Origin of the sequence: Bombella apis (assembly GCF_018221685.1) — a bacterium.
GTDB classification, from domain to species: Bacteria; Pseudomonadota; Alphaproteobacteria; order Acetobacterales; family Acetobacteraceae; genus Bombella; species Bombella apis.
The window spans coordinates 101,518-123,674 of record NZ_JAGJTM010000003.1 but is presented as its reverse complement, the minus strand read 5'-3'; the positions used below and the strand labels follow the sequence as shown (position 1 = coordinate 123,674).

General features: G+C 57.3%; 22 protein-coding genes. 15 read left to right on the top strand and 7 right to left on the bottom strand.

Going from position 1 to position 22,157, the window contains the following annotated elements; translation table 11 throughout:
- Nucleotides 1-31 precede the first annotated feature (31 nt).
- The 3 genes from J8Z04_RS02375 to J8Z04_RS02365 form a co-directional block, all read right to left on the bottom strand.
- Nucleotides 32-832 carry an SDR family NAD(P)-dependent oxidoreductase gene (locus J8Z04_RS02375; protein WP_081563181.1) on the bottom strand — a complete coding sequence of 267 codons (801 nt, stop codon included), beginning with the start codon at nucleotides 830-832 and terminating at the stop codon, nucleotides 32-34.
- Between the two features lie 78 nt (nucleotides 833-910).
- On the bottom strand, nucleotides 911-1,483 hold the full coding sequence (locus J8Z04_RS02370; RefSeq protein WP_227431438.1) for a CarD family transcriptional regulator: 573 nt from the start codon (nucleotides 1,481-1,483) through the stop codon (nucleotides 911-913).
- Nucleotides 1,484-1,571: 88 nt separating this feature from the next.
- Nucleotides 1,572-2,447, bottom strand: a complete 876-nt coding sequence (locus tag J8Z04_RS02365; protein ID WP_086431419.1) for a bestrophin family protein — start codon at nucleotides 2,445-2,447, stop codon at nucleotides 1,572-1,574.
- 119 nt (nucleotides 2,448-2,566) lie between these two features.
- Here J8Z04_RS02365 and J8Z04_RS02360 point away from each other — a divergent pair, with 119 nt between their 5' ends.
- Together J8Z04_RS02360 and fghA are read left to right on the top strand one after the other, a co-directional pair.
- Complete coding sequence (locus tag J8Z04_RS02360; protein WP_043561195.1) at nucleotides 2,567-3,688, top strand: S-(hydroxymethyl)glutathione dehydrogenase/class III alcohol dehydrogenase; 1,122 nt, start codon at nucleotides 2,567-2,569, stop codon at nucleotides 3,686-3,688.
- Nucleotides 3,688-4,539: an S-formylglutathione hydrolase gene (fghA, locus tag J8Z04_RS02355; RefSeq protein WP_408610211.1), complete on the top strand. Its 852-nt coding sequence runs from the start codon at nucleotides 3,688-3,690 to the stop codon at nucleotides 4,537-4,539. The genes J8Z04_RS02360 and fghA overlap by 1 nt, the downstream gene beginning before the upstream one ends.
- A gap of 64 nt (nucleotides 4,540-4,603) precedes the next feature.
- Here fghA and hisI read toward each other — a convergent pair whose 3' ends face one another.
- Nucleotides 4,604-5,026 (bottom strand): phosphoribosyl-AMP cyclohydrolase, encoded by a 423-nt coding sequence (hisI, locus tag J8Z04_RS02350; protein ID WP_081563179.1) that lies wholly within the window; start codon nucleotides 5,024-5,026, stop codon nucleotides 4,604-4,606.
- 1 nt (nucleotide 5,027) lies between these two features.
- Nucleotides 5,028-5,876: a CAF17-like 4Fe-4S cluster assembly/insertion protein YgfZ gene (ygfZ, locus tag J8Z04_RS02345; protein ID WP_166651606.1), complete on the bottom strand. Its 849-nt coding sequence runs from the start codon at nucleotides 5,874-5,876 to the stop codon at nucleotides 5,028-5,030.
- 87 nt (nucleotides 5,877-5,963) lie between these two features.
- Between ygfZ and J8Z04_RS02340 the strand changes: the two genes are divergently transcribed.
- From J8Z04_RS02340 to J8Z04_RS02320, 5 genes are all read left to right on the top strand, one after another.
- Nucleotides 5,964-8,354 (top strand): cache domain-containing protein, encoded by a 2,391-nt coding sequence (locus tag J8Z04_RS02340; protein WP_227449700.1) that lies wholly within the window; start codon nucleotides 5,964-5,966, stop codon nucleotides 8,352-8,354.
- Nucleotides 8,351-9,169 (top strand): MlaE family ABC transporter permease, encoded by an 819-nt coding sequence (locus J8Z04_RS02335; RefSeq protein ID WP_154981426.1) that lies wholly within the window; start codon nucleotides 8,351-8,353, stop codon nucleotides 9,167-9,169. The genes J8Z04_RS02340 and J8Z04_RS02335 overlap by 4 nt, the downstream gene beginning before the upstream one ends.
- Nucleotides 9,170-9,171: 2 nt before the next feature.
- Nucleotides 9,172-9,903, top strand: coding sequence for a P-loop NTPase family protein (locus tag J8Z04_RS02330; RefSeq protein WP_276830246.1), 732 nt, complete (start codon nucleotides 9,172-9,174; stop codon nucleotides 9,901-9,903).
- A gap of 73 nt (nucleotides 9,904-9,976) precedes the next feature.
- Complete coding sequence (locus J8Z04_RS02325) at nucleotides 9,977-10,885, top strand: MlaD family protein (protein ID WP_227449698.1); 909 nt, start codon at nucleotides 9,977-9,979, stop codon at nucleotides 10,883-10,885.
- A complete protein-coding gene (locus J8Z04_RS02320) occupies nucleotides 10,882-11,670 on the top strand; it encodes a hypothetical protein (RefSeq protein WP_086431416.1) in 789 nt (262 codons plus the stop codon). The genes J8Z04_RS02325 and J8Z04_RS02320 overlap by 4 nt, the downstream gene beginning before the upstream one ends.
- Before the next feature lie 71 nt (nucleotides 11,671-11,741).
- Here J8Z04_RS02320 and bioB read toward each other — a convergent pair whose 3' ends face one another.
- Nucleotides 11,742-12,737 carry a biotin synthase BioB gene (bioB, locus tag J8Z04_RS02315; RefSeq protein ID WP_086431415.1) on the bottom strand — a complete coding sequence of 332 codons (996 nt, stop codon included), beginning with the start codon at nucleotides 12,735-12,737 and terminating at the stop codon, nucleotides 11,742-11,744.
- Nucleotides 12,738-12,858: 121 nt separating this feature from the next.
- On the opposite strand from bioB, the gene J8Z04_RS02310 reads away from it, so the two are divergent.
- From J8Z04_RS02310 to mltG, 8 genes are all read left to right on the top strand, one after another.
- The gene (locus J8Z04_RS02310; protein ID WP_086431414.1) at nucleotides 12,859-13,683 is read left to right on the top strand and encodes an acyl-ACP desaturase; all 825 of its coding nucleotides are present in this window, start codon (nucleotides 12,859-12,861) and stop codon (nucleotides 13,681-13,683) included.
- A gap of 37 nt (nucleotides 13,684-13,720) precedes the next feature.
- Nucleotides 13,721-15,814, top strand: coding sequence for a M13 family metallopeptidase (locus J8Z04_RS02305; protein WP_192848222.1), 2,094 nt, complete (start codon nucleotides 13,721-13,723; stop codon nucleotides 15,812-15,814).
- 122 nt (nucleotides 15,815-15,936) lie between these two features.
- Nucleotides 15,937-16,662: a glycine betaine ABC transporter substrate-binding protein gene (locus J8Z04_RS02300; RefSeq protein ID WP_043560070.1), complete on the top strand. Its 726-nt coding sequence runs from the start codon at nucleotides 15,937-15,939 to the stop codon at nucleotides 16,660-16,662.
- A 48-nt stretch (nucleotides 16,663-16,710) separates the two neighbouring features.
- The gene (gene fabD / locus J8Z04_RS02295) at nucleotides 16,711-17,655 is read left to right on the top strand and encodes an ACP S-malonyltransferase (protein ID WP_103765550.1); all 945 of its coding nucleotides are present in this window, start codon (nucleotides 16,711-16,713) and stop codon (nucleotides 17,653-17,655) included.
- Between the two features lie 13 nt (nucleotides 17,656-17,668).
- Nucleotides 17,669-18,412: a 3-oxoacyl-[acyl-carrier-protein] reductase gene (gene fabG, locus J8Z04_RS02290; RefSeq protein WP_043560072.1), complete on the top strand. Its 744-nt coding sequence runs from the start codon at nucleotides 17,669-17,671 to the stop codon at nucleotides 18,410-18,412.
- Between the two features lie 163 nt (nucleotides 18,413-18,575).
- The gene (locus tag J8Z04_RS02285; protein ID WP_043560073.1) at nucleotides 18,576-18,818 is read left to right on the top strand and encodes an acyl carrier protein; all 243 of its coding nucleotides are present in this window, start codon (nucleotides 18,576-18,578) and stop codon (nucleotides 18,816-18,818) included.
- A 127-nt stretch (nucleotides 18,819-18,945) separates the two neighbouring features.
- Nucleotides 18,946-20,229 carry a beta-ketoacyl-ACP synthase II gene (gene fabF, locus J8Z04_RS02280; protein ID WP_043560074.1) on the top strand — a complete coding sequence of 428 codons (1,284 nt, stop codon included), beginning with the start codon at nucleotides 18,946-18,948 and terminating at the stop codon, nucleotides 20,227-20,229.
- Nucleotides 20,230-20,272: 43 nt separating this feature from the next.
- On the top strand, nucleotides 20,273-21,343 hold the full coding sequence (gene mltG, locus J8Z04_RS02275) for an endolytic transglycosylase MltG (protein WP_192848221.1): 1,071 nt from the start codon (nucleotides 20,273-20,275) through the stop codon (nucleotides 21,341-21,343).
- A gap of 99 nt (nucleotides 21,344-21,442) precedes the next feature.
- On the opposite strand, the gene J8Z04_RS02270 is transcribed toward mltG, so the two are convergent.
- Nucleotides 21,443-22,144 (bottom strand): lipid-binding SYLF domain-containing protein, encoded by a 702-nt coding sequence (locus J8Z04_RS02270; RefSeq protein ID WP_052349055.1) that lies wholly within the window; start codon nucleotides 22,142-22,144, stop codon nucleotides 21,443-21,445.
- Between the last annotated feature and the right edge of the window lie 13 nt (nucleotides 22,145-22,157).

Here is a 22,157-nt window from a genome sequence, read left to right as displayed (position 1 = left end):
CGGAACATCTGCGCCGGAGCCGTCTCTGGTCTTATGATGACCAGTTGTGTTCAAAATCTCCATAAAGGGTCAGGCCACCATCGACATAGAGTGTCTGGCCCGTGATGTAGCTGCTTTCCTCAGAGGCAAGGAAGCCCATGGCCGTAGCGATTTCGTCGCTGTTGCCGGGACGTTTCATAGGGATGTGGCTGGCAACTGCTTCATACTGCTTGGGATCGTTCACCCAGGCATCGTTGATCGGCGTAACGATGGCGCCGGGTGCGACGATGTTGAACCGTATTCCACGGGAGGCATATTCCAGAGCCAGGGTACGGACGATGTTGCCCACGGCACCTTTGGAAGCTGAATAGCCCAGATAATGAGGCTTGGGGATCAGCTGGTGGACGGAGGAGTTAACAACGGTTCGCCCCTTCACGCCGGTTTTCAGCCAATAGCGCAGGGCCGCACGGCAACAGAGCATGACGCCTGTCACGTTCACGGCCATGACACCTTCAAAATCGGCCAGTTTCACGTCTTCGGAGGGAGAGGGAATCTGATAGCCTGCATTGCAGATGAGGATATCAAGGCCCCCCATGCCTTCAATGCTCTTTTGGAAAACACTTTCGACAGCTTCTTCACTGGAGATGTCACCGGCAGCGATGACATGCTCGCCGCCAGCCACTTTTGGGAGGGTTTCCAGAACGGTCCGCAGTTTGTCTTCCTTGCGTCCGTTAATGGCTACCTGTGCCCCGTGTCTGGCGAAATACTGCGCAGCAGCCTCACCGATTCCCTGGGAGGCGCCGGTAATCAGGACCTTCTGCCCTGCAAAACGCTTTGATGAAGTTGTGGACATAACCTCTAACCTTTCCCGGCAGGGTTCTGGAGGAAGCACCCCTCCCGGAGAGACAGGTCTGAGGGAGGGGACGAGGGATCAGGCGTTCTTCATGGTCTGGGTCAGATCTTCAAGAACCTTGGCCGGATCCTTGTTCTCAAGTACAGCCAGCTCGGCGACGAAACGTTCCTGAGCGGCTTCGAAAAGTTTACGTTCGGAAAAGCTGCCGTCAAGGCTGTCCACATTGCGGCGCAGGTCACGCAGAACCTCCGCAATCTGGACAAGATCACCGGAGTTGATCTTTTCCTGGTAGGCCACGGCGCGGCGGGCCCACATGCCACGGCTGACATGCGGCTTGCCCTTGATGACGGACATGGCCTTGTCCACGATCTCGCGCGTGGCGATCTTGCGCAGGCCGGATTTGCGGGCCTTGGCAAGCGGGATACGCAGTGTCATCTGGTTGCCGGGGAAAGAAATCTGGATCATTTCGATCTTCGTGTCGGCGATCTCTTCTTCGCCGATACGGTCAACCCGGCCTACGCCGTGGGCGGCGTAAACGATGGCATCACCCTCGCGGAAAGGATTCTTTTCCTGCTCTGGGTCTTTCTGACGGGCAGTGTGCTCGGCGGCGGCGCGGGCCATCTCGTCAGTAACACCACCCTTCTGGGACATTCTGAAGCTGTTGTTCATGGCGGGGAGGATAGCAGAAAAACGGGAATATGTCTTGCAGAACCTGAAACTGGTCTTCCATGGGTGTCTGTCATGGCATCTGCCCGAAGCGGGGCTGTGGCAATGGGTGATATTCCATGCCCAGTGGCTGGAGCAGGTCCCGCTCGATCGTGCGGCTCATTGTCAGCATGGGCAGGGAATGGGGGCTGACCTTGAAAGGCTCCTGAAGGTTCTGCCCGCTCCGGTCCAGCATCTGGAAGAGCACGCCAATGATGCTGGAGCCCAGCGGGGTGATCCAGCCCAGGGTCTGCACGGCGGACAGGGGCAGCAGGATGCAGAAGAGATGCGTGATGACTTTTGGCAGAAGTGAATACTGCACGGGCAGGGGCGTGTTGCGGATGCGTTCCAGTCCGCCCTGGGCATTGGCGAGGTCGGAGAGGATACGGTCCACCGTACCATGTACGGCTCCGTCTATGTGCCGTTCCTCAACCAGGGTACGGACCTTCTGGCCGATTCTGTAAAGCAGGGCATTGGCCGGATTTGTGCAGGAGAAGACAAACCGGTAGGTGTCCGCATCCAGCAGGCCCTGGATGGCGCTGTCCGGCTCGTTGCCGCTCAGTGAGGATTTCAGGATATAGGGATAGGCTGCCATGGCCCGGGCCAGGCTGGGCTGCCCTCCGAGCAGGGACTCCAGTTCTCGCCCGAAAGAGCGGCAGTTGTTGGTGATGGCACCCCACAGGGTGCGGGCTTCCCACCAGCGGGCATAGGCGGCGTTGTTGCGGATTCCCAGAAAAATGGCCAGGGCTGACCCCATGAGAGAAAAGGGAAGGGCGGGCTGTTCCATCCATTCCTGATGGAATATCTGGAACAGGATGACCACCACGCAGTCCCATCCTGTGAGGATGACCAGAGGGGGGAGTATCTCCCGGAAGAGTATGGAAAGTCCGTAGCGGCGTTTGATGATCAAGGTGGCAGATTCCTCACATGGCGAGTGGTGAATATGTCAGGGCTTGAAGCCCGTTCATTCTGTGGCACAATTCGGGCCGCAGAAACAGCGACAGACAGAATTAATAAGGGGTAATGAAAATGGATGTTCGCGCCGCAATCGCTCTTGAAGCAGGCAAACCGCTGGTTGTTGATACCGTCCAGCTGGAAGGTCCCCGGGATGGGGAAGTGCTGGTGGAGATCATGGCCACGGGGCTGTGTCATACGGATAAATACACGCTTTCCGGCAAGGATCCTGAAGGTCTGTTTCCGTCCATTCTGGGGCATGAGGGAGCCGGGATTGTCCGTGAGGTCGGTGCCGGGGTGAAGCACCTCAAGCCTGGTGATCATGTCATTCCCCTTTACACCCCGGAATGTCGTGAGTGTCCGTCATGCCTTTCCCGCAAGACCAATCTGTGCACGTCCATCCGCAGTACGCAGGGCAGAGGCCTGATGCCGGATGGCACGACACGGTTCTCTTACAAGGGAAAGCCGGTCCACCATTATATGGGCTGTTCCACATTCGCCAATTTCACGGTCATGCCGGAAATTGCCCTGGCAAAGATCCGTTCTGATGCTCCGTTCGACAAGGTCTGCTACATCGGCTGCGGCGTGACGACCGGCATTGGTGCCGTGCTGTTCACGGCCAAGGTCGAGGCCGGCTCCACCGTGGCGGTGTTCGGTCTGGGCGGAATCGGCCTGAATGTCATTCAGGGAGCCAAAATGGTCGGGGCAAACCGCATCATCGGCATCGATATCAACCCCGAGCGTGAGGCCATTGCCCGTAAATTCGGCATGACGGATTTCGTCAATCCCAAGGATCTGGGAGAGAATGGTGATCTTGTTGGTCATCTCATCGAACTGACGGGGGGCGGCGCCGACTATACGTTCGAGTGTGTGGGTAATGTCAGCCTGATGCGTCAGGCGCTGGAAAGTGCCCATCGCGGCTGGGGTGTGTCCTGCGTGATTGGCGTGGCCGGTGCAGGGCAGGAAATCAGCACGCGGCCTTTCCAGCTCGTGACAGGTCGCCGCTGGATCGGCTCTGCCTTCGGGGGGGCCCGTGGCCGGACTGACGTTCCGAAGATCGTGGACTGGTACATGGAAGGGCGCATCAACATTGATGATCTCATCACCCATGAGATGAAACTGGATGACATCAACCAGGGCTTCGAGATGATGGAGCGTGGCGAAGGCATCCGCAACATTGTGAATTACGGGCTATGATGGGCAGGAATCCATTCACACTGATTGAGCGTCATGCCTGCTGTGGAGGGGAGGTACACTTCCTCTCCCACCAGTCGCAGGAACTTGGGTTGCCGGCCCGTGTCAGCATTTTCCTTCCGGTAAAGGCGCTTGCTGGTGATCGTGTGCCTGCCATTCATGTTCTGGCGGGCCTGACCTGCACGCAGGAGACGTTCCTCATCAAGAGCAACGCCATCCGTCATGCGGCGGACCATGGCCTTGCCCTGGTGGCGCCGGATACATCCTCACGGGGTGCAAACGTGGCCGGGGAAGATGATGCCTATGATCTGGGCACGGGTGCCGGCTATTATGTCGATGCCACGACAGACCCATGGGCGGCCCATTATCGCATGGGCTCCTATGTGCGCCGGGAGCTGCCTGCTCTGGTGGAAGAGCATTTTCCCATCATGGCCGGACGCCGTGGAATCATGGGTCATTCCATGGGAGGCATGGGGGCTCTGGCTGTGGCGCTTGGTGATGCTGGAGCGTGGCAGACTGTGTCAGCTTTTGCTCCCATTTCTTCACCCTCGCAGGTGGATTGGGGGCATAAGGTGACGGATGCCTATTTTGGCGGGCACGAGGCCGAGTGGGCGCAGTACGATCCTTGCCTTCTTCTGGAGGCCGGCATGACTCATCCGGGCACGCTGCTGGTCGATCAGGGACTGGATGACGAATTCCTGTCCCGTTTGCAGCCGGAGCGGCTGGAACAGGCGGCAAAGGCGGCTGGGCAGTCCCTGACACTGCGGCGGCATGAGGGGTATGACCATTCTTACTGGTTCGTGCAGAGTTTCATACAGGACCATCTCAAACATCATGCCGAAGGCCTGCTCTGATCATTCATGATTATGGCGTGGCTGAAGCCCTTTCCACCTTCGGGTCGGAAAGGGCTTTTCTGTATCAGGATGATTTTTTCGTGCTGTAAAGTTCTTCAGGAGCAATGGCCGGGCTGGTCAGCTCTACACAGCCGGCAGGGGTGAGGGACTGATAAAAGCAGCTGCGGCGACCCGTATGGCAGGCAACGCCTTTCTGCTGGACGGTCAGGAGCAGACAGTCCGCATCACAGTCCAGAGCGGCGGCAAGAAGGTGCTGTTCCTGCCCGGAGCTTTCTCCTTTGCGCCAGAGTGTGTTCCGGCTGCGGGAATAGTAGCAGACCCGCCCTGTTGCCAATGTTTCGGCCAGGGCTTCCCGGTTCATCCAGGCCAGCATGAGAACTTCGCCGTTTTCATCCTGTGCGATGGCGCTGATGAGGCCCCGGCTGTTGAAATGAACTTCATCCAGCAGGGTTGTCAGGGTAGGATCGGTGATAGGCTGCCAAGGCATGTCAGGAGTCCTTTTCTTGGGTCTGTTCCGTATCTCTGGGGAGCCAGTCAGGCCAGTCCAGCGTGATGGGGTGGTCGTCCAGCTGTAGCCCGCTGGTGTTCCAGGCCCGACGGTGCAGCAGGGCGAGCCCGTGCTGACCGGCATGTGACCTGAGCTCACCGACCTCCTGTCCGTCCAGTGTCACAGTGCCCTCATCGGGTAGGGGCTGGCCATCGGTAGACCGTACCGGCAGCAGCCGTTTCTTGATGAGCCCCCGATAATGGGTCCGAGCGGTGACCTCCTGCCCCAGGTAGCAGCCTTTGGTCCATGATACGCCATGGAGGTGGTCCATGTTGGCCTCCAGCACCAGTGTCTGGCCGGGGACGATATCCTCATCTCCCGGAATACCGGTTTGAAGGCGCCGGGCAAGCAGGGCGTCGGCTTCTCTCTGCTGGACGGCTTCATCATTGGCGGGAGAGCCTGGAATGATGGCCCGCCAGCCCAGTGCTGGATGCCGGGGGTCTGCAGCATGGATGAGTGCCCCGTCCGGCCGTGGGGTTTCCGGCGCTCCTGTCAGGATGGTGGCGTCCATCCGTTCCATGTGTACGTCTGCTCTCAGTCTGAAGCGACGCAGGGTTTTCAGGAGGGAGTCCGTTTCAGTCTCCGGGAGGTCGAGAAGGAGAGCCTCTTCAGTTTTCCATAGGAAGAAGAGCGTCTGTATGCGTCCCTGAGCATTGAGCATGGCGGCCCATGCGGTCCCGTTTTGTGAAAGGGCCTGTACATCATTGGTTATGAGGCCGTTCAGAAAGCTGGTCCGTTCATTTCCTGTGAGTGAAATGACAGAACGGCGTGAAAGATGGTTGCGCTTCATCAGTGTCCGCATGATAGTGGTGGCAAAAGAAAAGGGACCTTCGCCCTATTCCAGCATGGCATAAAAGGTATCATTTCGGGATACCGGATGACCGAGGGGGATTCTAGAGCCTTGCCGACAGATGAGATCATAGATCCCGCCATTGATACGACAGGGCGGCGCTGGCAGCTTTTTCAGTTCATAGGGCCAATCCTTGGCGTGATCCTGGTCATCATGACCATCGGAGTTGTCACGCTCTACACGTACAGGACCATGCGGGAGGGGGCGATCACCCTTTCGCGGAATCTGCTCAAAAGCCAGCAGCGTTATATTACGGAAGAAGTCAGCCATTATCTCTCTCCGGCGACGGGTATTTCCTTCATGGCCAGTGGAATGCTGGCCAGTGATGACATGAAGGCGAATGCCAGTGCCTTCATGTCGTTGGGGCGCTCTGTCCTGCGGGGCATTCCGCATGTGGACAGTTTCTATCTGGCTGATGATCAGGGGCATTTCTGGATGTCTGCCCGGCGGGAAGGGCAGTACGAGGAAACGACTCTTCAGGAAGAAGACGGGGCCCCCTATTACCGCCATAGGGTCACCGACAAGGATGGCCGCTTCATCTCTACGGACAGGCTTTCTGCCGAAGGGTATGATCCACGGCTGCGTCCCTGGTACAAGGGGGCCCTCCGGTTTGAGGACAGGACACCGGACCGGCGCCTGTTCTGGACCGACCCTTATCCTTATCTCTCGACGCATCAGTTCATCGTCACGGCCTCCATGGCCTTCAGGACACTGGATGGACGGCACGTCGTTTTTGCCATCAGCATTTCATTGAATCAGCTGACACGCTTCGTGAACAGCCTCAAGGTCGGCAAGAGCGGACAGGCTGTGATCGTGGATCTGAGTGGTCATGTGATTGCGGGCCATAACATGCTGGATGTCGGCAAGCCAGGTTTCGATGCGGAGAATGTCCATCTGGACCCCAAGACACAGCCGGTGTTCGTCCGGGCGCTCAATGTGTTTCGTGTCATGGGAGATGGTACGGGCATGGTCCATGCCAGGGGACAGAACTATGTTACCATTGCCTCTGCCATGCCGCTGGCCAAGAGGTCGTGGGTGCTGCTGCTGAATGCACCTGAAAGTGACTTTGCCAGTTTTACACATGCCGTGCAGAAACAGGCGGTTTATTTTTCTGTTGTGATTGTCGGGCTGGCGCTGATTCTCGCCATGGGGCTGATCTATCAGGGACGGCGGGTTGAACGGTTGCAGACCGGCCTGAATGTGCTTGATGAAAAAAAGAAGGAAGACAATGCGGTCCTTCTGAAGATCACCAACATGGAAGGTCTGCTCGATCCAGAGCAGGAACAGCCTTATTTCTGCGAGGCTCTGGCCGAACGTGCCGTAGCACGCCGGGCCAGCATCTGGCGGCTGCTGGCTGATGGGGACAGGCTGCTGTGTGAGGACATGTTCGACCGTGGCAGGGATGCTCACGGTTCGGGCATGGAGCTGACCAGAAACGGTCACTCTGGCGTCTTTGAATGTCTGGAAAGCGGCCATGCCGTTGATCTGCCAGATGCGGAGGAGGATCAGCGTTTCCAGAGCCTTCAGCGTGTGGTCATGCGGATGATCGGAGCCAGACATCTCTTCTTCATGCCTGTGATGGAAGAGCACCGGCCGGTGGGCGCCATCATGCTGGAGGATCCCTACCAGCTGGGTGAGGCAGACCGTGTTATTGGTCTGATCGCTTCGATTCTGGCTGTCCGTTTCGGTCATGTTCAGGAGGAAGAGAAAAAGGCGGCGCAGGCTCAGGGCGGGCCTGTCACCATGGCCGATTCTGCTGGCCGGTCCCCCAGACCCCAGATGCGTATTGTCGAGGGCTTTCTCATTCATCCGGAAGAGGAAACCGACAGGACACCGCCCATGCCCGGCCTGTATCCGACGGTGCCCATCATGGTTCTGGAATTTTCCGAGGCTTATTCTTCCAACCGCGATGCTGCCCAGGCCATGCTGGAACTGGTGGCCGAACTTGGCGGGAAGATCGAAGGCATTGCCAGGGAGCGTGGTCTGTTTTCGGCCCAGGTGGCGGGGAATCGGTTCATTTTCCTGGGCAGCTGTTCCCAGAACGTTGATGCGGAGGGGGCCGTCCATCTTGCAGAGGCAGCCATCGGAATCAGGGAAGCCTGCCTGATGGTCATTGCCCAGATGAACACGCAGCTCATGTTCCGTATCGGGATTGACGTCGGGCCTGTCCTTGTTGCCTATTTTGGGGAGAGACGGGACATCTTCAATCTGTGGGGAGAGGGGCTCACCATGGCAGAAGCCTTGGCCCACAATGCTCCTGATGGGGGGCAGATACAGGTCTCAGAGCGAGCCTATCAGGCCCTGCAGGGCATTTTCCTGTTCCGTCTGAGGGGAGAGTTTTTCCTGCCCAACAATGGGATCTCCAACAGCTACATTCTGGCAGGCAGGAGTGAGAACACGGCGGCAGGGGGATCATGAATTTCTCCGAGCGCTTTGCCGTCATTAATAGTGGCCTGGCCATGCTGGGCCGTTTTGCCCGGTCCCAGCCCCGGTTCTTTCTCATCATGATCGGGGCTGCATGGGGGGTCGTCTATGAGATGCTGCACCCCAGCTCATGGCGTCGGACGGTCATTATCGAGTTTCGTCGCAATCTGCGTCAGCTGGTAGGTAGCGGTTTTTTCAGCGTAGTGGTGGTGGCCGTCATCACGGGGTTGGGGCTGGTTTCGCAGGCTGTTTACTGGCTGGGTTTTGCTGGCATGTCGCAGATGACCGGAAGCCTTCTCTCCAGCGTCCTGCTGCGGGAAATTGCGCCCATTCTCGTCGGCGTCATTCTTCTGGGACGTTCTGGCATGTTGATGCTGACGGAAATGGGCACTCTGACAACCAGCGGGCGGCTCAAGACCCTGAATGGCATGGGTATTGATCCGTTTCTGGCACTTGTCGTGCCACGAACCATTGCGACGACGGTGGGCGGGGTCACGCTGGGTACCTTTTTCAGCGTCATAGCTTTGGGCATGGGGTATGTGGCCTGCTGGATGAAAGGGATCGTCACGTCATCCATCTGGTCTTTCATTTTCGATGTGATCAACAGCATGCAGCCGGGTGATTATATCGGGATTCCTCTGAAATTTCTTCTGAGCGGGGCCTGTGTCGGTCTGTGCTGCTGTCTGTCTGGCATGGATGTGACGGCAGAGGACAATCTGACAACCTTCATGCCACGGGGCTTTGCGCGTGGCATCATGTCCATTCTGGTCATCAATGTGGTGATCGACGTCATTCTGGGGAGCTTCTGACGGTGGAAGGCACAACTCTTTCAGAAGGGGATTATGGTTTTGTCCTGAAGCTGGATGATGCTGTTCCGGTGTCTGATTCCACAGGGTTGCCTTCAGTAAAATACAATCTGGCACTGGCACCCGGTGAATGTGTGTTCGTGGAGTGTCGTGACAGTTTCAGGGCGTCGCAGTTTACGGATTTCTGCGCAGGGCTTCTGCCCGTCAGGCAGGATGCGAGGACAGGCAGGGGACAGGGAACGGTCAGCTGCATGGGGCTGAACTGGGCGGAGCTGGATGAAAGACGGGCGCAGGCACTGCGGGGGCGTATCGGTCGCATTACCGAGGACAGTGGCTGGATTGACCTGTACGAGATGCATATGAACATTCTCTGGCCTAGCCTGCATCACAGTCGTGCCTCTTATGACAGACTGGTGGTGGAGGCCGTCCAGCTGGCCCAGTCATTCGGCATGCCCGGCCTGCCAACGCAGCTGCCTGAAAAACTCTCCCCGCTGGACAGGAAACGCTCGGAATATGTGCGAACCTTCATGAACAGGCCGTCCTTGCTTCTGTTGGAAAATCCTATCAGTCTTGGGGGACCGGTCGAGCTGTACAACGCTTTTCTGACAGAACTGACAGCTGCACGGGAGCGGGGCTGTGCGGTCGTGTGGATCGGTTCGGAGCGTTCCGCCTGGGCTGGTTATGCCGGGCCCGGCATGCAGTGTTTTCGCCTCGGTAGTAATGGTCTCGTAAAGTGAGAGATATGTGATGCGTCCTTTACGTTTACGTCGGCGTTCCGGTCTGGCAGCTCCTCTGTTCAGGAGCTCTTTCGTGGATGAGTGGGTCGGGCTGCTTGTTCTGCTGGCTCTTGTCATCCTGACAGCTGTTCTGGTCGAGGCCGGTTTTCTCAAGCAGTGGCTGACACCGGCAGGGCGTCTCCATTTCGTGCTGCCGGAAAGTGGTGTGGCGGGGTTGGCTGTCAATAATGACATTGAAGTCATGGGGGTCCGTGTAGGGGAAATCCGGCGGCTGGACCTCAATGAATCAGGCCGTATGTATGCGGAAGGGACGATCGAACCCCATTTCGAGCGTTATATTCGCAGTGACAGCATTGCTACCATCAAACGTCGCCTTGTCGTGGCGGGTGCGGGATATATTGAAATCACCCGTGGGCAGGGAGAGCCGCTCAACTGGGACTATGCCGTGTTGAATACCAGCGTGGAACCCAACCCTGCGGACATGATTGTCCAGACCCTGATAGATCTGCGGGCCAGATTGCTTCCTGCCATGGATAATGTGGAAGAGATCACGAAGCAGGCCAAGGACATCATGGTGGACCTTCATGCAGGTAAGGGGACAGCTGGTGCCCTGCTGACCAATGAGGAAACGGCCCAGCGTGTAAATACGATCCTGGTTTCATTGAACAAGGCCATTGAGGCTGTGCAGCCACTGGAACAGAAGTTGCAGATTACGCTGAATGAAGCCAATGGCGTGATGCAGAATGTGCATGGCCTGACCAAGGGGTTGAAAGATTCCGGCCCGGAAGTGCAGCGGAGCGTCCGTAATGTGGCTGATGCCACGGAGCAGCTTCCCGCCGTTCTGGCTGAAGCTGAGGCTACGGCAGACAGCCTGCGCAAGCTGAGTGATCAGCTGCGGGGTTTGTGGTTGCTGGGCGGTGGTGGCGGCAAAAACAGGCACCGGCCTGACCGCAGGCTCCCGGCCCGTGAGGTGAGACCATGAAATTTTGCAATGTCATCATCTCTCTTTCCCTCTCCGCCGGGCTTCTCTCAGGTTGTTCCAGCGGTCCCGGTGAGTGGGAAGACCAGCGCTACGCCACAAGAATGGATGCTGCCGACAGTGTGTTCAGTCTTGGCTATATCCAACAGGCGAGGCAGCATTACGCAGATGCTCTGGAGCGGGCGTTTCTGATTGATGATGTTCAGGCCATCCATGATGCCGGTTTCAACCTGGCTACCAGCGAGCTGCGTCTGAAAGACTATCAGGCGAGTCTGGAGACATTACGCCGGGTGTCTGAAGCATTGATGGTGAGGGGCTGGACTGGCGGACGGCAGGCTGATCTGCATCTCGTACGGGCATCTGTCTTTTATGCCCAGACATATTGGCAGCATGCGGGTGATGAGGCGAAGCTGGCCAGGACCAGTCCGGATGATCGGATACGTTTCAGCGCTTATGCGTTGGGTGGTCTGGCAGCAGCTGCGCAGTTTGATCGGGCTGGGCTGGAGGAGGCCATCACCGCTCTTGCTCCCAGCAGGAATGACAAGGACCAGGCCAACCTGAAAGAACTTCTTACCCTGCGTCTGATCCTGAACAGGGATTGGCAGCCAGCGGCAGAGTCTGCCGAGGGGCTGGTGAAAATACGCAGGGAAGACATGGATTACGAAGCCATGCGTCGGGCTCTGCTGCTGGAGGCCAAAGCTCTTCGTGCCATGGGGAATGAGCAGGCTGCTGGGCGTGTCATGCAGCGTTTCAGGGATAGTGCCCGGAAGCAGCAGACCAGCCTGTAAGCTCGCTGCCTGTCTGGTCAGGTGGATGCGCGCCAGAAACCGTTCTGGAGCGCATCCATGGTGGGGTCAGATCAGGCTGTTGCCGTTTTCTGCATCATGGGGCTCATGCCCAGCATGGTCAGAAGCTCTGTGTCCCTGTTCTGTGCCGGATTGGGCGTCGTGAGCAGCTTTTCCCCCCAGAAAATGGAGTTGGCTCCTGCCAGAAAACAGAGCGCATGTGTTGATTCGGACATGTTTTCACGTCCCGCTGCCAGACGGACATGACTGGCTGGCATCATGATGCGGGCTGTTGCAATCACGCGGGCGAAGGTGATCGGATCCACGGCCTCTTCATCAGCCAGCGGAGTGCCCTCCACGCGGACGAGCAGGTTGATGGGAACACTTTCCGGGTGGGTCGGTAGATTGGCCAGTGTCGTCAGCAGGCCGGCACGGTCCTGCGTGTCTTCACCCATGCCGATGATCCCGCCGCAGCAGACCTTGATGCCGGCATCACGCACATTGGCCAGAGTATCCAGACGTTCCTGATAGGTCCGTGTGGTGATGATCTTGCCGTAGAAATCTTCTGACGTATCAAGATTATGATTGTAATAGTCCAGACCGGCCTCTTTCAGGCGGGCAGACTGGCTGGGCGTGAGCATCCCTATGGTCAGGCAGGTCTCCAGTCCGAGAGCCTTGACCTCCTCAACCATGCGGCAGACAGCATCCAGGTCACGGTCCTTCGGGGCACGCCATGCAGCGCCCATGCAGAACCGCCCGGCACCGGCTTCCTTCGAGCGTCTGGCATCGGCGATGACACGCTCCAGCGGCATGAGCTTTTCAGCGGCCATGCGCTTGTCGTGGTGGGCGCTCTGCGGACAGTAGGAGCAGTCTTCCGGGCAACCGCCGCTCTTTATGGAGAGCAGGGTTGATATCTGTACCTTTGTGGGGTCAAAAAATTGCCGGTGTGCCAGCTGTGCCTGAAAGATCAGCTCCGGGAAGGGCAGCGCAAGAAGGGCTTCTGCTTCTTCGCGAGCCCAGTCGTGCCGGAGCGTGACCTTCTGAGGCGAGGGGCAGGTCTGTTCAGTCATCTAGCTTTTGTCTCCAGAGTTGGCTGCATACACCTACCCAAAAGATGGACGCTATGCCATCCGAAAAGTATGATAGATGCATGAAGGGTTAACGTCATTTCGGAAAATTCAGGGTGTCTTTATGAAACATTGGCAGATTGATCAGATGGACTGGGCCGCCTTTGACGCGACGAAGGTGAACCCTGATATCCTTGCCCTCGTGAAGGCAGCTTCTGTGGTGGAGCGGAATGCACGGGACTATACCTGTTACCTCAGGAATGTTTTCCATGACGATTCCGGTTTCCGGGATGCCGCACAGAACTGGGCGGAAGAAGAGGTCCAGCATGGAGATGCCCTTGGGAAATGGGCCATGCTGGCAGACCCGGACTGGGATTACGCCAAAGCTTTTGAGCGATATCGGGACGCTTACAGGATAGATACGGACGTGTCCTCATCCATCAGGGGGTCTCGTACGGGGGAGCTGATTGCCCGCTGCATGGTGGAAACGGGAACATCCTCTTTCTATACGGCACTGGCTGATGCTACGGATGAGCCCGTTCTGAAGGCAGTCTGCAAGCAGATCGCTGCTGATGAATACCGTCATTTCAAACTGTTTTATGACAACATGCATCGTTATCTGGAACGTGAGAAGCTGGGGCGCTGGTTCCGTCTGCGGATTGCCCTGAGCCGTGTGATGGAAAGTGAGGATGACGAACTTGCAACAGCCTTTTACATCACGAACAGTGAGAAATTCCGTTTTTATGATCACAAGAACTGTATTGCTGCCTACATGGCCCGGGCCCTGTCCTTCTACCAGCAGAAGCATCTGGACCGTGTCACGGCCATGATTTTGAAGACATCGGGCCTGACACCCCATTCCCGCATGCAGCGGTGGCTTGCGAAGGGGATGCATGCCCTGATCTCTTGGAAGCAGAGGTCGTTCGCCCGTCAGCTTCAGCCGGCCTGAGCTGTTTCATACCCTTTTTTCAACAATGGATGTTTTCATGAAAATTCCATCATTCCGTACCGTCCTGAAACAGTGCAGCATGCTCATGGTGATCGGGGCCGGGCTTGCCGCAGGGGCAGCTGGCCACGCACAGACCCAGACGCCTCAGGCCTACAGGAATGGCTGGGGGTTTGATCAGGCAGGAATGGATCCGGCCACTCCGCCAGGGCAGGATTTCTTTACCTATGCCAACGGCCATTATATCGGGCAGCTGAAGATTCCTGACGACATGAGCAGTTACGGGCCTTTCCATATTCTCGCTGAACTGTCTCAGGTAAGGCAGAAAGCGCTTCTGGAGGCCTTGCTACCGTATGCGGAGGTGGGAGACGAACGCAGCAAGCTGGCAACCTTTTATAGCAGCTTTCTCGATCAGAAGACTGTTGATGCCAAAGGTGGCGATCCGCTTGAGGTGGAGCTGGACCAGATACGGGACATGAATGACAGGGCATCCTTGGCCCGTCTGTTCGGTCTTTCGGCCAGCTCCCTCATGTACAGCCCTTTTGCTCTGGATATTGAACAGAACCAGAAGGATCCGACACAGTACATGCTGATGCTGGATCAGGGCATGAGTATTGGCATCAGTGGCGGTCTTGGGCTGCCTGACATCAGCTACTACAGCAATCCTGCCCTGGCCCCGCAGAAAAATGCCTACCGGGCTCATGTTGCCAGAATGTTGGAACTGCTGGACTGGCCTGATCCGGACAATGACGCCTCAGCTGTTGTGGCTCTGGAAACGGCACTGGCGAAGGTGGAAACTCCCCGTGATCAGACACGGGACCCCGTGAAGATGTTCAATCCGATGATGGTAAAAGAGCTGGTTGGTCTGGCGCCCGATGTGGATTGGGTCACTTACCTGCGGACCATGGGGGTGCCAGAGGCAGGTCTGATGGAGCGTGTGATCGATGTGCGTGAACCGGAATCCATTGCGGAGATGGCCCGGATCATTGCCGGGGCTGACAGGAGGACGGTCAAGGCCTGGCTGTCTTTTCATCTGGCCGACAATGCAGCGCCATATCTCTCTCGTGAGTTTTCAGATGCGTCTTTTGATTTCAATGGTCGGGTTCTGATGGGCATGAAGCGCCAGCCCGACCGCTGGAAGCGTGCTGTCCGTGCTACGAATACGGCCATGGGCTGGGCGCTGGGGCGCCTCTATGTAGAACATTATTTCCCGCCTGAGGCGAAGGACCGGATCACCGGGCTGGTCCAGGAGCTGAAGAAGGCCTTCCGCTGGCGGCTGGAGCATAATGAATGGATGGATGCTCCGACCCGTCAGGCGGCGCTCGTCAAGCTGGATCATTTTGCCATGCAGGTGGGCTATCCCCACAAATGGTGGGACTACTCCGCACTGGATATTCGCCCGGGCGATGTCTATGGCAATGCCTCACGTGGCATCGCTTTCAACTGGCATCATCGTCTGGACCAGCTCGACCGTCCCGTGGACCGGGACGAATGGGACATGACGCCTCAGACAGTGAATGCCTATAATGACCCGGTAAAGAACGAGATCGTTTTCCCTGCGGCCATTCTCCAGCCGCCATTCTTTGACCCCACGGGTGATATGGCCGTTAATTATGGCGGCATTGGCGGGGTCATTGGTCATGAGATGAGCCATGGTTTTGATGATCAGGGCCGTCATTATGATGAGCATGGTCGCCTGCATGACTGGTGGAGCAGCCGGTCTTCCCAGGCTTTTGAGGAAAGAGCAAAAAGACTCGGGGCCCAGTATGATGCCGAGGAAGTTTTTCCCGGCCTGCATGTGAATGGCAGGATGACCATGGGGGAAAATATTGCTGACCTTGGGGGGCTGAATCTGGCGGTGCAGGCCTATCATGACAGCCTTCATGGTCGGACGGAGGCACCTCTTCATGGTTGGACGGGAGACCAGAGAGTGTTTCTCGGCTGGGCGCAGGTCTGGCGTGAGAAGGACAGGCCAGATGCCCTGAAACGGCAGGTTCTTTCCAACGAGCATGCTCCAGCTGCCAGCCGGGTGAACATGCCGGTTCACAATATCGATCTCTGGTATCAGGTGTTCGGTGTGAAAGCGGGAGACAGGCTGTATCTGCCGCCGGAGCAGCGGGTCAAGATATGGTAACAGGAGCAGACCATCGTCCTGCGAAGCCAGCCCCTGCCTGAGGGAAAAATGGGGGCGGGGCTTCACAAACGGCCGGGCTATGGCTATCCCGGGTCTGTTTCTTCATCATGCGGGGCTGTTTCATGTCATATCTCACTATTGGTCATCTTTACACGGCGTTGCATGCCGCCTGTGCCAGTGGCGTGGCCCGTGTCATCGAGGCGAATGGTGAGGAAGTCGCCTATGCTGATCTGAGCCGGGATGAACGTTTACAGGCTTTGGACGATGGCGAGGTCGATATTCTCGTGTCGGCATGGTTCCCGCAGGATGAGGTCATTCTGTCTCATGGGCATGAAGCCATTGGTAGCCTGTATCATCCTGAACTTCAGTTTTCCGCCCTTAAAAAATCAGGGAAGGGGGCTGGCTGGAAGGCTGCAGACTTTACCTCCCTTCTCACCACGGCCGAGGCACGCCCGTTTGTGGAGAAAGCTTTTGAGCAGCGTCCTGCCCTCAAGGAGCTCCCTCTTGAAGTTGTTGCGCCGGAAGAGGTCTTCCCGCGGTTGAAGCAGGCGGAAGAGGCAGGGGATTGTCCTCTGGTCGCTGTCTGGCAGCCTCATGCCGTTTTCCATGTCGAGATGCTGGAGGGTCTTCCTGATGGAGACCTGCTTGCTGGCGAGGTGCAGACGGCCCGGCTTGTTCTGCGCAAGGGGCTTCGTGCAGAGGTGGATGAAGACATGCTGGATGAGCTGTCCATCATGATGCTGAGCAACAAGGTCATGAGCGCTCTTGACTACGCCGTAAGCATTGATGGAATGGGCCCCGGAGACGCTGCGGAATCATGGCAGCGCGGGCGGTTGATTCCCCGCTGACGTTCTTTTGTCATCACCGTTGATAAACTGAAAGCTGGAGGTGTTTGCATGGCTCGTCATGCGTTTGTGTTTCCTGGTCAGGGCAGCCAGTCTGTCGGGATGGGGCTGGAGTTGTACAAGGCATTCCCTGTTGCCCGTGCCGTGTTTGAAGAGGTGGATGAAGCTCTTGGGGCCAATCTTTCCCGGCTGATTTTTGAGGGGGATCCCGCCGAGCTGACGGCAACGGAGAACACCCAGCCGGCTCTTTTTGCAGTTTCCATGGCGACCGTGCGGGTGCTGGAACATGAAGGGGGCTTTGCCCTGAAAGAGAAAGCCATGCTTCTGGCAGGCCATTCCCTGGGAGAATATGCTGCCCTGACAGCAGCTGGTGTCATGGGGATTGCCGAGGGTGCCCGCCTTCTCCGCCTGCGGGGCCAGGCGATGCAGCGTGCCGTGCCTGCAGGGCAGGGAGGCATGGCGGCCATTCTGGGTGTTGAGCCGGATGTGGCGCAGGAGATCTGTGCAGACTGTGCGGAAGGTGATGTTCTGGAAATCGCCAATGACAATGGTGGTGGGCAGATCGTCATTTCGGGGCATATGGCAGCGGTGGACCGTGCCATGGCAGCGGCAAAGGACAGAGGCATCCGCCGTGTGGTGAAGCTGCCCGTATCAGCCCCGTTCCATTCTTCTTTGATGGCACCGGCTGCCGCCGAGATGGAAGAGGCTCTGGCAGGGGCAGCGTTCCGGCCTGCCGCCATTCCTGTCATTGCCAACGTGACGGCAGAACCAGTCTCTCAGCCTGATGACATCCGTACCTTGCTGGGCCAGCAGATCACCGGGCGTGTGCGCTGGCGGGAGACTGTACTTTCCATGCCGGGCAAGGATGTTACCTGCCAGCATGAGCTGGGTGCCGGGAAGGTGCTGACAGGGCTGGCGCGTCGCATCGTGCCTGATCTGGCGGCTGATCATGCTGGAACTCCGGCAGAGATCGAAACAATGCTGAAAAGCCTGTAAGGGGGTAGTCCTGATGTTTTCTCTTTCTGGTAAGCTGGCTCTGGTGACTGGCGCTTCTGGTGGTATTGGTGCGGCCATTGCCCGTCAGCTGCATGAGTGTGGTGCGACTGTCGTGCTGAGCGGAACACGGGAGGGAGCCCTCCAGGATGTGGCAGCGGCTCTGGGTGGTGAGCGTGTGCATGTCGTCACGGCCAATCTGTCGGATGATGCACAGGCCGATGCTCTGGTGGCCCGTGCAGAGGAAGTGGCAGGGCAACCTCTGGATATTCTTGTCAACAATGCGGGGCTGACACGGGATACGTTGGCCGTGCGGATGAAGGATGATGATTGGGCACAGGTGCTCAAAGTCGATCTGGAAAGTCCGTTCCGTCTGGCCCGTGCTGCGCTGAAAGGGATGCAGCGGCGCCGTACCGGGCGTATCATCTCCATTTCTTCCATTGTGGGGACAACGGGCAATCCGGGGCAGGCCAATTATGCAGCTGCAAAGGCCGGTCTGGTGGGCATGAGCAAGTCTCTGGCCCAGGAAGCAGGCCGCCGTGGTGTGACGGTCAATGTTGTGGCACCGGGCTTCGTGGAGACTGCGATGACCGATGTTCTGCCGGAAGCTGTACGGGAGAAGCTGCTGGGTAACATTCCGCTTGGCCGTATGGGGCGCCCGGAGGATGTTGCTGCAGCCGTTGTCTATCTTGCTTCGGACGAGGCCGCATGGGTGACGGGCACGACGCTTCATGTTAATGGTGGGATGGCCATGGTCTGAAAAAGTTGGCGTTTGCAGGAAAACATGCTAAGCGCGGCCTGCTTGGCCTGGCAAAGGCTCAGAGTATGGCTTCATTGCCGGGCATTCCGATGTCCCGAAGCTGACAGGCAGGCAGGTTTTTTTCTTAGAAACACCCGGTAGGGGTAGCAAGGATTTAAGGCAGATGAGCAACGAAATCGCTGACAAGGTGAAGAAGATCGTCGTCGAGCATTTGGGCGTCGAAGAAAGCCAGGTGAAGCCGGATGCTTCCTTCATCGACGATCTGGGCGCTGACAGTCTGGACACGGTCGAGCTGGTCATGGCTTTCGAGGAAGCATTCTCCGTCGAGATTCCGGAAGATGCCGCCGAGAAGATTGCTACTGTGAATGATGCCATCGAGTATATCACCAAGCAGAAAGCTGCCTGATTCCCGGTGTAGGGATTGGATGACGGGACGGGCTGGTCGGGGATCAGTCCGCTCCGTTCTGAAAGAGCGAAGCGGAGCAAGTCCGTTTCGCTTTATGCGTATTTACGAATTGTGAGGTAAGGCGGCGATGAGCGGCTCTGGAACGGACAGAAAACGTGTGGTCGTTACGGGAATAGGCGTAGTCAGCCCGTTGGCTGTTGGTGCAGAACTGACATGGAAGCGCCTTATCAACTCTCAATCCGGCATTGGTCCGATCACACAGTTTGACGCTTCTGATCTTCCGGCGAGAATTGCAGGCGAAGTCCCAGCCGGACCAACGGAAGAGGGTGGACTTACCCTTTCCGACTGGGTGCCTGTCAAGGAACAGAAAAAGATGGACCGGTTCATCCATCTTGGTCTGGCAGCGGGTATCCAGGCTGTGGAAGATTCAGGCTGGAAGCCGGAATCAGAGGAAGATCGTTGTGCAACAGGTGTCATGATCGGTTCTGGCATTGGCGGCCTGAAAACGATCTACGACAACTCGCTGGCTGTGGCAGCAGGCAAGGCACGTCGTCTTTCTCCTTTCTTCATTCCTTCATCGCTGATCAATCTCACGGCGGGGCATTTGTCCATCCGTTATGGTTTCAAGGGGCCGAATCATGCCGTGGTGACCGCTTGTGCGTCCGGTACCCATGCGATCGGTGATGCGTCCCGTCTGATCCAGCATGGCGATGCGAAGGTAATGGTTGCTGGTGGCGCAGAGTCGGCCATCTGTGAGCTCGGTATTGCCGGTTTCTGTTCAGCCCGCGCCCTTTCGACCAGTTTCAATGACAGTCCGACAACAGCATCCCGCCCGTGGGACAGGCAGCGTGACGGGTTTGTCATGGGTGAGGGTGCCGGCGTGGTCGTGCTGGAAGAGTACGAACATGCAAAGCGTCGTGGTGCCAAGATTTATGGCGAAGTCGTTGGGTATGGTCTTTCGGGGGATGCCTATCACATCACCGCTCCAGCGGAGAATCATGAAGGGGCCTTCCGTGCCATGCAGGCTGCCCTGAAGGATGCCCGGGTCAGCCCTGCCGAGATTGGCTATGTCAATGCTCATGGGACCTCCACAATGGCGGATGATCTGGAACTCGGGGCTGTAGAGCGCCTGTTTGGTGATGCAGCTGCTGGTACGAGCATGTCGTCCACAAAGTCGGCGATCGGGCATCTGCTGGGTGCCGCTGGCGCCGTGGAGGCCATTTTCTGCCTTCAGGCCATGCGTGATGGTATCCTGCCTCCTACGCTCAATCTGGATGAACCGTCCAGTGAGAGCGCCATGGACCGTATCCCTCACAAGGCGAAAGAGCAGCAGGTGGATGTTGCTCTTTCCAACAGCTTTGGCTTTGGTGGGACCAACGCCAGCCTTGTTCTGAAGCGGTTCAGGGGCTGATCTGACTGTCTGATGCAGATTTTCGACGCTGGAGACTGAAACGATGGCACAGGAACCTGCATCAGACACTTCCAGAAAACAGGGGCCTGAAGAAGAGAGTGGAAGCAGGGCCAGGAAGCGTTTCCGTCTCCTGACAAAAGGACGGGTCTTTGCTTTGCTGCTGGCCGCTGCTGGTGGAACCGTTTTCGCCGGGTATGGCCATTACACAGACCCGGGGCCTTTACAGACAGAGCGTGTGGTTGTCATCCCAAAGGGTGGCACTGGTCGGGTCATTGAAGCCCTTCAGGAAAATGGGATTCTGGCACGGGGTGGTGTGTCTTCCCTGTTCTTCAAGGTAGCCATGTATGCCACCCGCTCACAGGGAGCGATTCACGCAGCGGAACTGAAGTTTCCAGAGCGGGTGTCCATGGCTCACAGTCTTGAGATTCTCCGTCATGGGCATCCTGTCACGCACAGTTTGACCGTAGCGGAGGGCCTGACAGCAAAGCGCATCAGGACATTACTGATGCAGGCACCTGCGTTGCAAGGAGACCTTCCCACCATAGGGGAGGGGCAGGTGGCACCTCAGACGTTCTTTTATGTCTGGGGCATGGAGCGACAGGCACTTCTGCATCACATGACAGAATTGATGGGTAAGACGCTTCAGGCGATCTGGGAGCAGCGGGATCAAGCAGCCTTGCAGGGTGTCATAACCACACCAGAACAGCTGCTGATTCTGGCTTCGCTTGTGGAAAGGGAGACGTCTTTGGCAGAGGAGAGACCACAGATCGCCCGGGTCTTCCTGAACCGTCTGAAACAGGGAATGAAGCTTCAGACAGATCCGACTGTCATTTATGGGTTGAGCGATGGAGATGGGGTGCTGCCTCGCCCCTTGACGCATGAGGACCTGCAGACAGAAAGCCCCTACAACAGTTATCTTCATCCGGGTCTGCCTCCGGGGCCTATCTGTTCGCCCGGTCGTGAGTCGTTGGAGGCAGCAGCTCATCCCGCTTCGGGTAATGCGCTGTATTTTGTCGCAACAGGACATGGGGGGCATAATTTTGCCCATACCCTTGCCGAACAGACGGATAACGTCCGTGCCTATCGCCGTATGAAAAAAGCGGCAGCCCAGTAATTTTTCCTGTGCAGCGGGATACCTGAAAAGAAGAAGGGGCATTATCCACTTCTGGATAATGCTCCCATCTGTGAGAAGACCGTATGATCTGCCTCAATCTTACTGGTTGAAGGCCTTCATGACGACACGACGCAGCGCATCGGCTGACTTGTTGTTGACCTGCATCCGCACGACGATGTCTTCCGGCCCGACGACCTGATGGTAATAGGAACGGTTCGCCTCACTATCGGGTTTCAGCTTGCTGCTGCCGAGGGACACACCAGCAAAAACCCCCTTCATCTTCTGCATGGCATAGACTTCCTTGGGGGTGTTCTGCGTGCTGCTGCTGTCATTGCCAAAAGCAGCATCGGCACTGGCGTCAAAGCTGAACTCGTGATCCATCAGGTTCAGGAGTGCTTTCTGGGACGTGATGAAGAAGAAAAGCTGGCTGTGCTGATAACCAGCCTGAAGACCAAAGGAGCCTGCGCTCAGGTTATAGAAAGCCGGGTCAGACCAGGAATTGTTGGCACCACGGGCCAGCAGGACGCAACGCCCACCGGTACCACCAACGATGAGAGACATCTTCGTGACGTCGGGACAGATCACGACGGCTTTTGTCTCGCCAAGTACATGGGCCGTCTTTTCCTTGACTTTGGAGTCAAGCAGAGCGGACTGCACGGCGAATGTAGCCTTGTTTACGAGAACCTGCTGTTTGGAAATCTTGGCAGCGGCTGCGTCACCGGCGCAGGCGCTCATGGCGAGCATGCCAACACCCGCAGCAATGGAAACAGTCCGTGAGATGTAGGAAAATGACTTGGACATCGGAAACCTCCTG

Bases quoted from the DNA above. Each gene is read 5' to 3' on its own strand.
- J8Z04_RS02375 (WP_081563181.1), bottom strand. From the start codon at position 832: ATGTCCACAACTTCATCAAAGCGTTTTGCAGGGCAGAAGGTCCTGATT.
- J8Z04_RS02370 (WP_227431438.1), bottom strand. From the start codon at position 1,483: ATGTCCCAGAAGGGTGGTGTTACTGACGAGATGGCCCGCGCCGCCGCC.
- J8Z04_RS02360 (WP_043561195.1), top strand. From the start codon at position 2,567: ATGGATGTTCGCGCCGCAATCGCTCTTGAAGCAGGCAAACCGCTGGTT.
- fghA (WP_408610211.1), top strand. From the start codon at position 3,688: ATGGGCAGGAATCCATTCACACTGATTGAGCGTCATGCCTGCTGTGGA.
- hisI (WP_081563179.1), bottom strand. From the start codon at position 5,026: ATGCCTTGGCAGCCTATCACCGATCCTACCCTGACAACCCTGCTGGAT.
- ygfZ (WP_166651606.1), bottom strand. From the start codon at position 5,876: ATGAAGCGCAACCATCTTTCACGCCGTTCTGTCATTTCACTCACAGGA.
- J8Z04_RS02340 (WP_227449700.1), top strand. From the start codon at position 5,964: ATGACCGAGGGGGATTCTAGAGCCTTGCCGACAGATGAGATCATAGAT.
- J8Z04_RS02335 (WP_154981426.1), top strand. From the start codon at position 8,351: ATGAATTTCTCCGAGCGCTTTGCCGTCATTAATAGTGGCCTGGCCATG.
- J8Z04_RS02320 (WP_086431416.1), top strand. From the start codon at position 10,882: ATGAAATTTTGCAATGTCATCATCTCTCTTTCCCTCTCCGCCGGGCTT.
- bioB (WP_086431415.1), bottom strand. From the start codon at position 12,737: ATGACTGAACAGACCTGCCCCTCGCCTCAGAAGGTCACGCTCCGGCAC.
- J8Z04_RS02310 (WP_086431414.1), top strand. From the start codon at position 12,859: ATGAAACATTGGCAGATTGATCAGATGGACTGGGCCGCCTTTGACGCG.
- J8Z04_RS02305 (WP_192848222.1), top strand. From the start codon at position 13,721: ATGAAAATTCCATCATTCCGTACCGTCCTGAAACAGTGCAGCATGCTC.
- J8Z04_RS02300 (WP_043560070.1), top strand. From the start codon at position 15,937: ATGTCATATCTCACTATTGGTCATCTTTACACGGCGTTGCATGCCGCC.
- fabD (WP_103765550.1), top strand. From the start codon at position 16,711: ATGGCTCGTCATGCGTTTGTGTTTCCTGGTCAGGGCAGCCAGTCTGTC.
- fabG (WP_043560072.1), top strand. From the start codon at position 17,669: ATGTTTTCTCTTTCTGGTAAGCTGGCTCTGGTGACTGGCGCTTCTGGT.
- J8Z04_RS02285 (WP_043560073.1), top strand. From the start codon at position 18,576: ATGAGCAACGAAATCGCTGACAAGGTGAAGAAGATCGTCGTCGAGCAT.
- fabF (WP_043560074.1), top strand. From the start codon at position 18,946: ATGAGCGGCTCTGGAACGGACAGAAAACGTGTGGTCGTTACGGGAATA.
- mltG (WP_192848221.1), top strand. From the start codon at position 20,273: ATGGCACAGGAACCTGCATCAGACACTTCCAGAAAACAGGGGCCTGAA.
- J8Z04_RS02270 (WP_052349055.1), bottom strand. From the start codon at position 22,144: ATGTCCAAGTCATTTTCCTACATCTCACGGACTGTTTCCATTGCTGCG.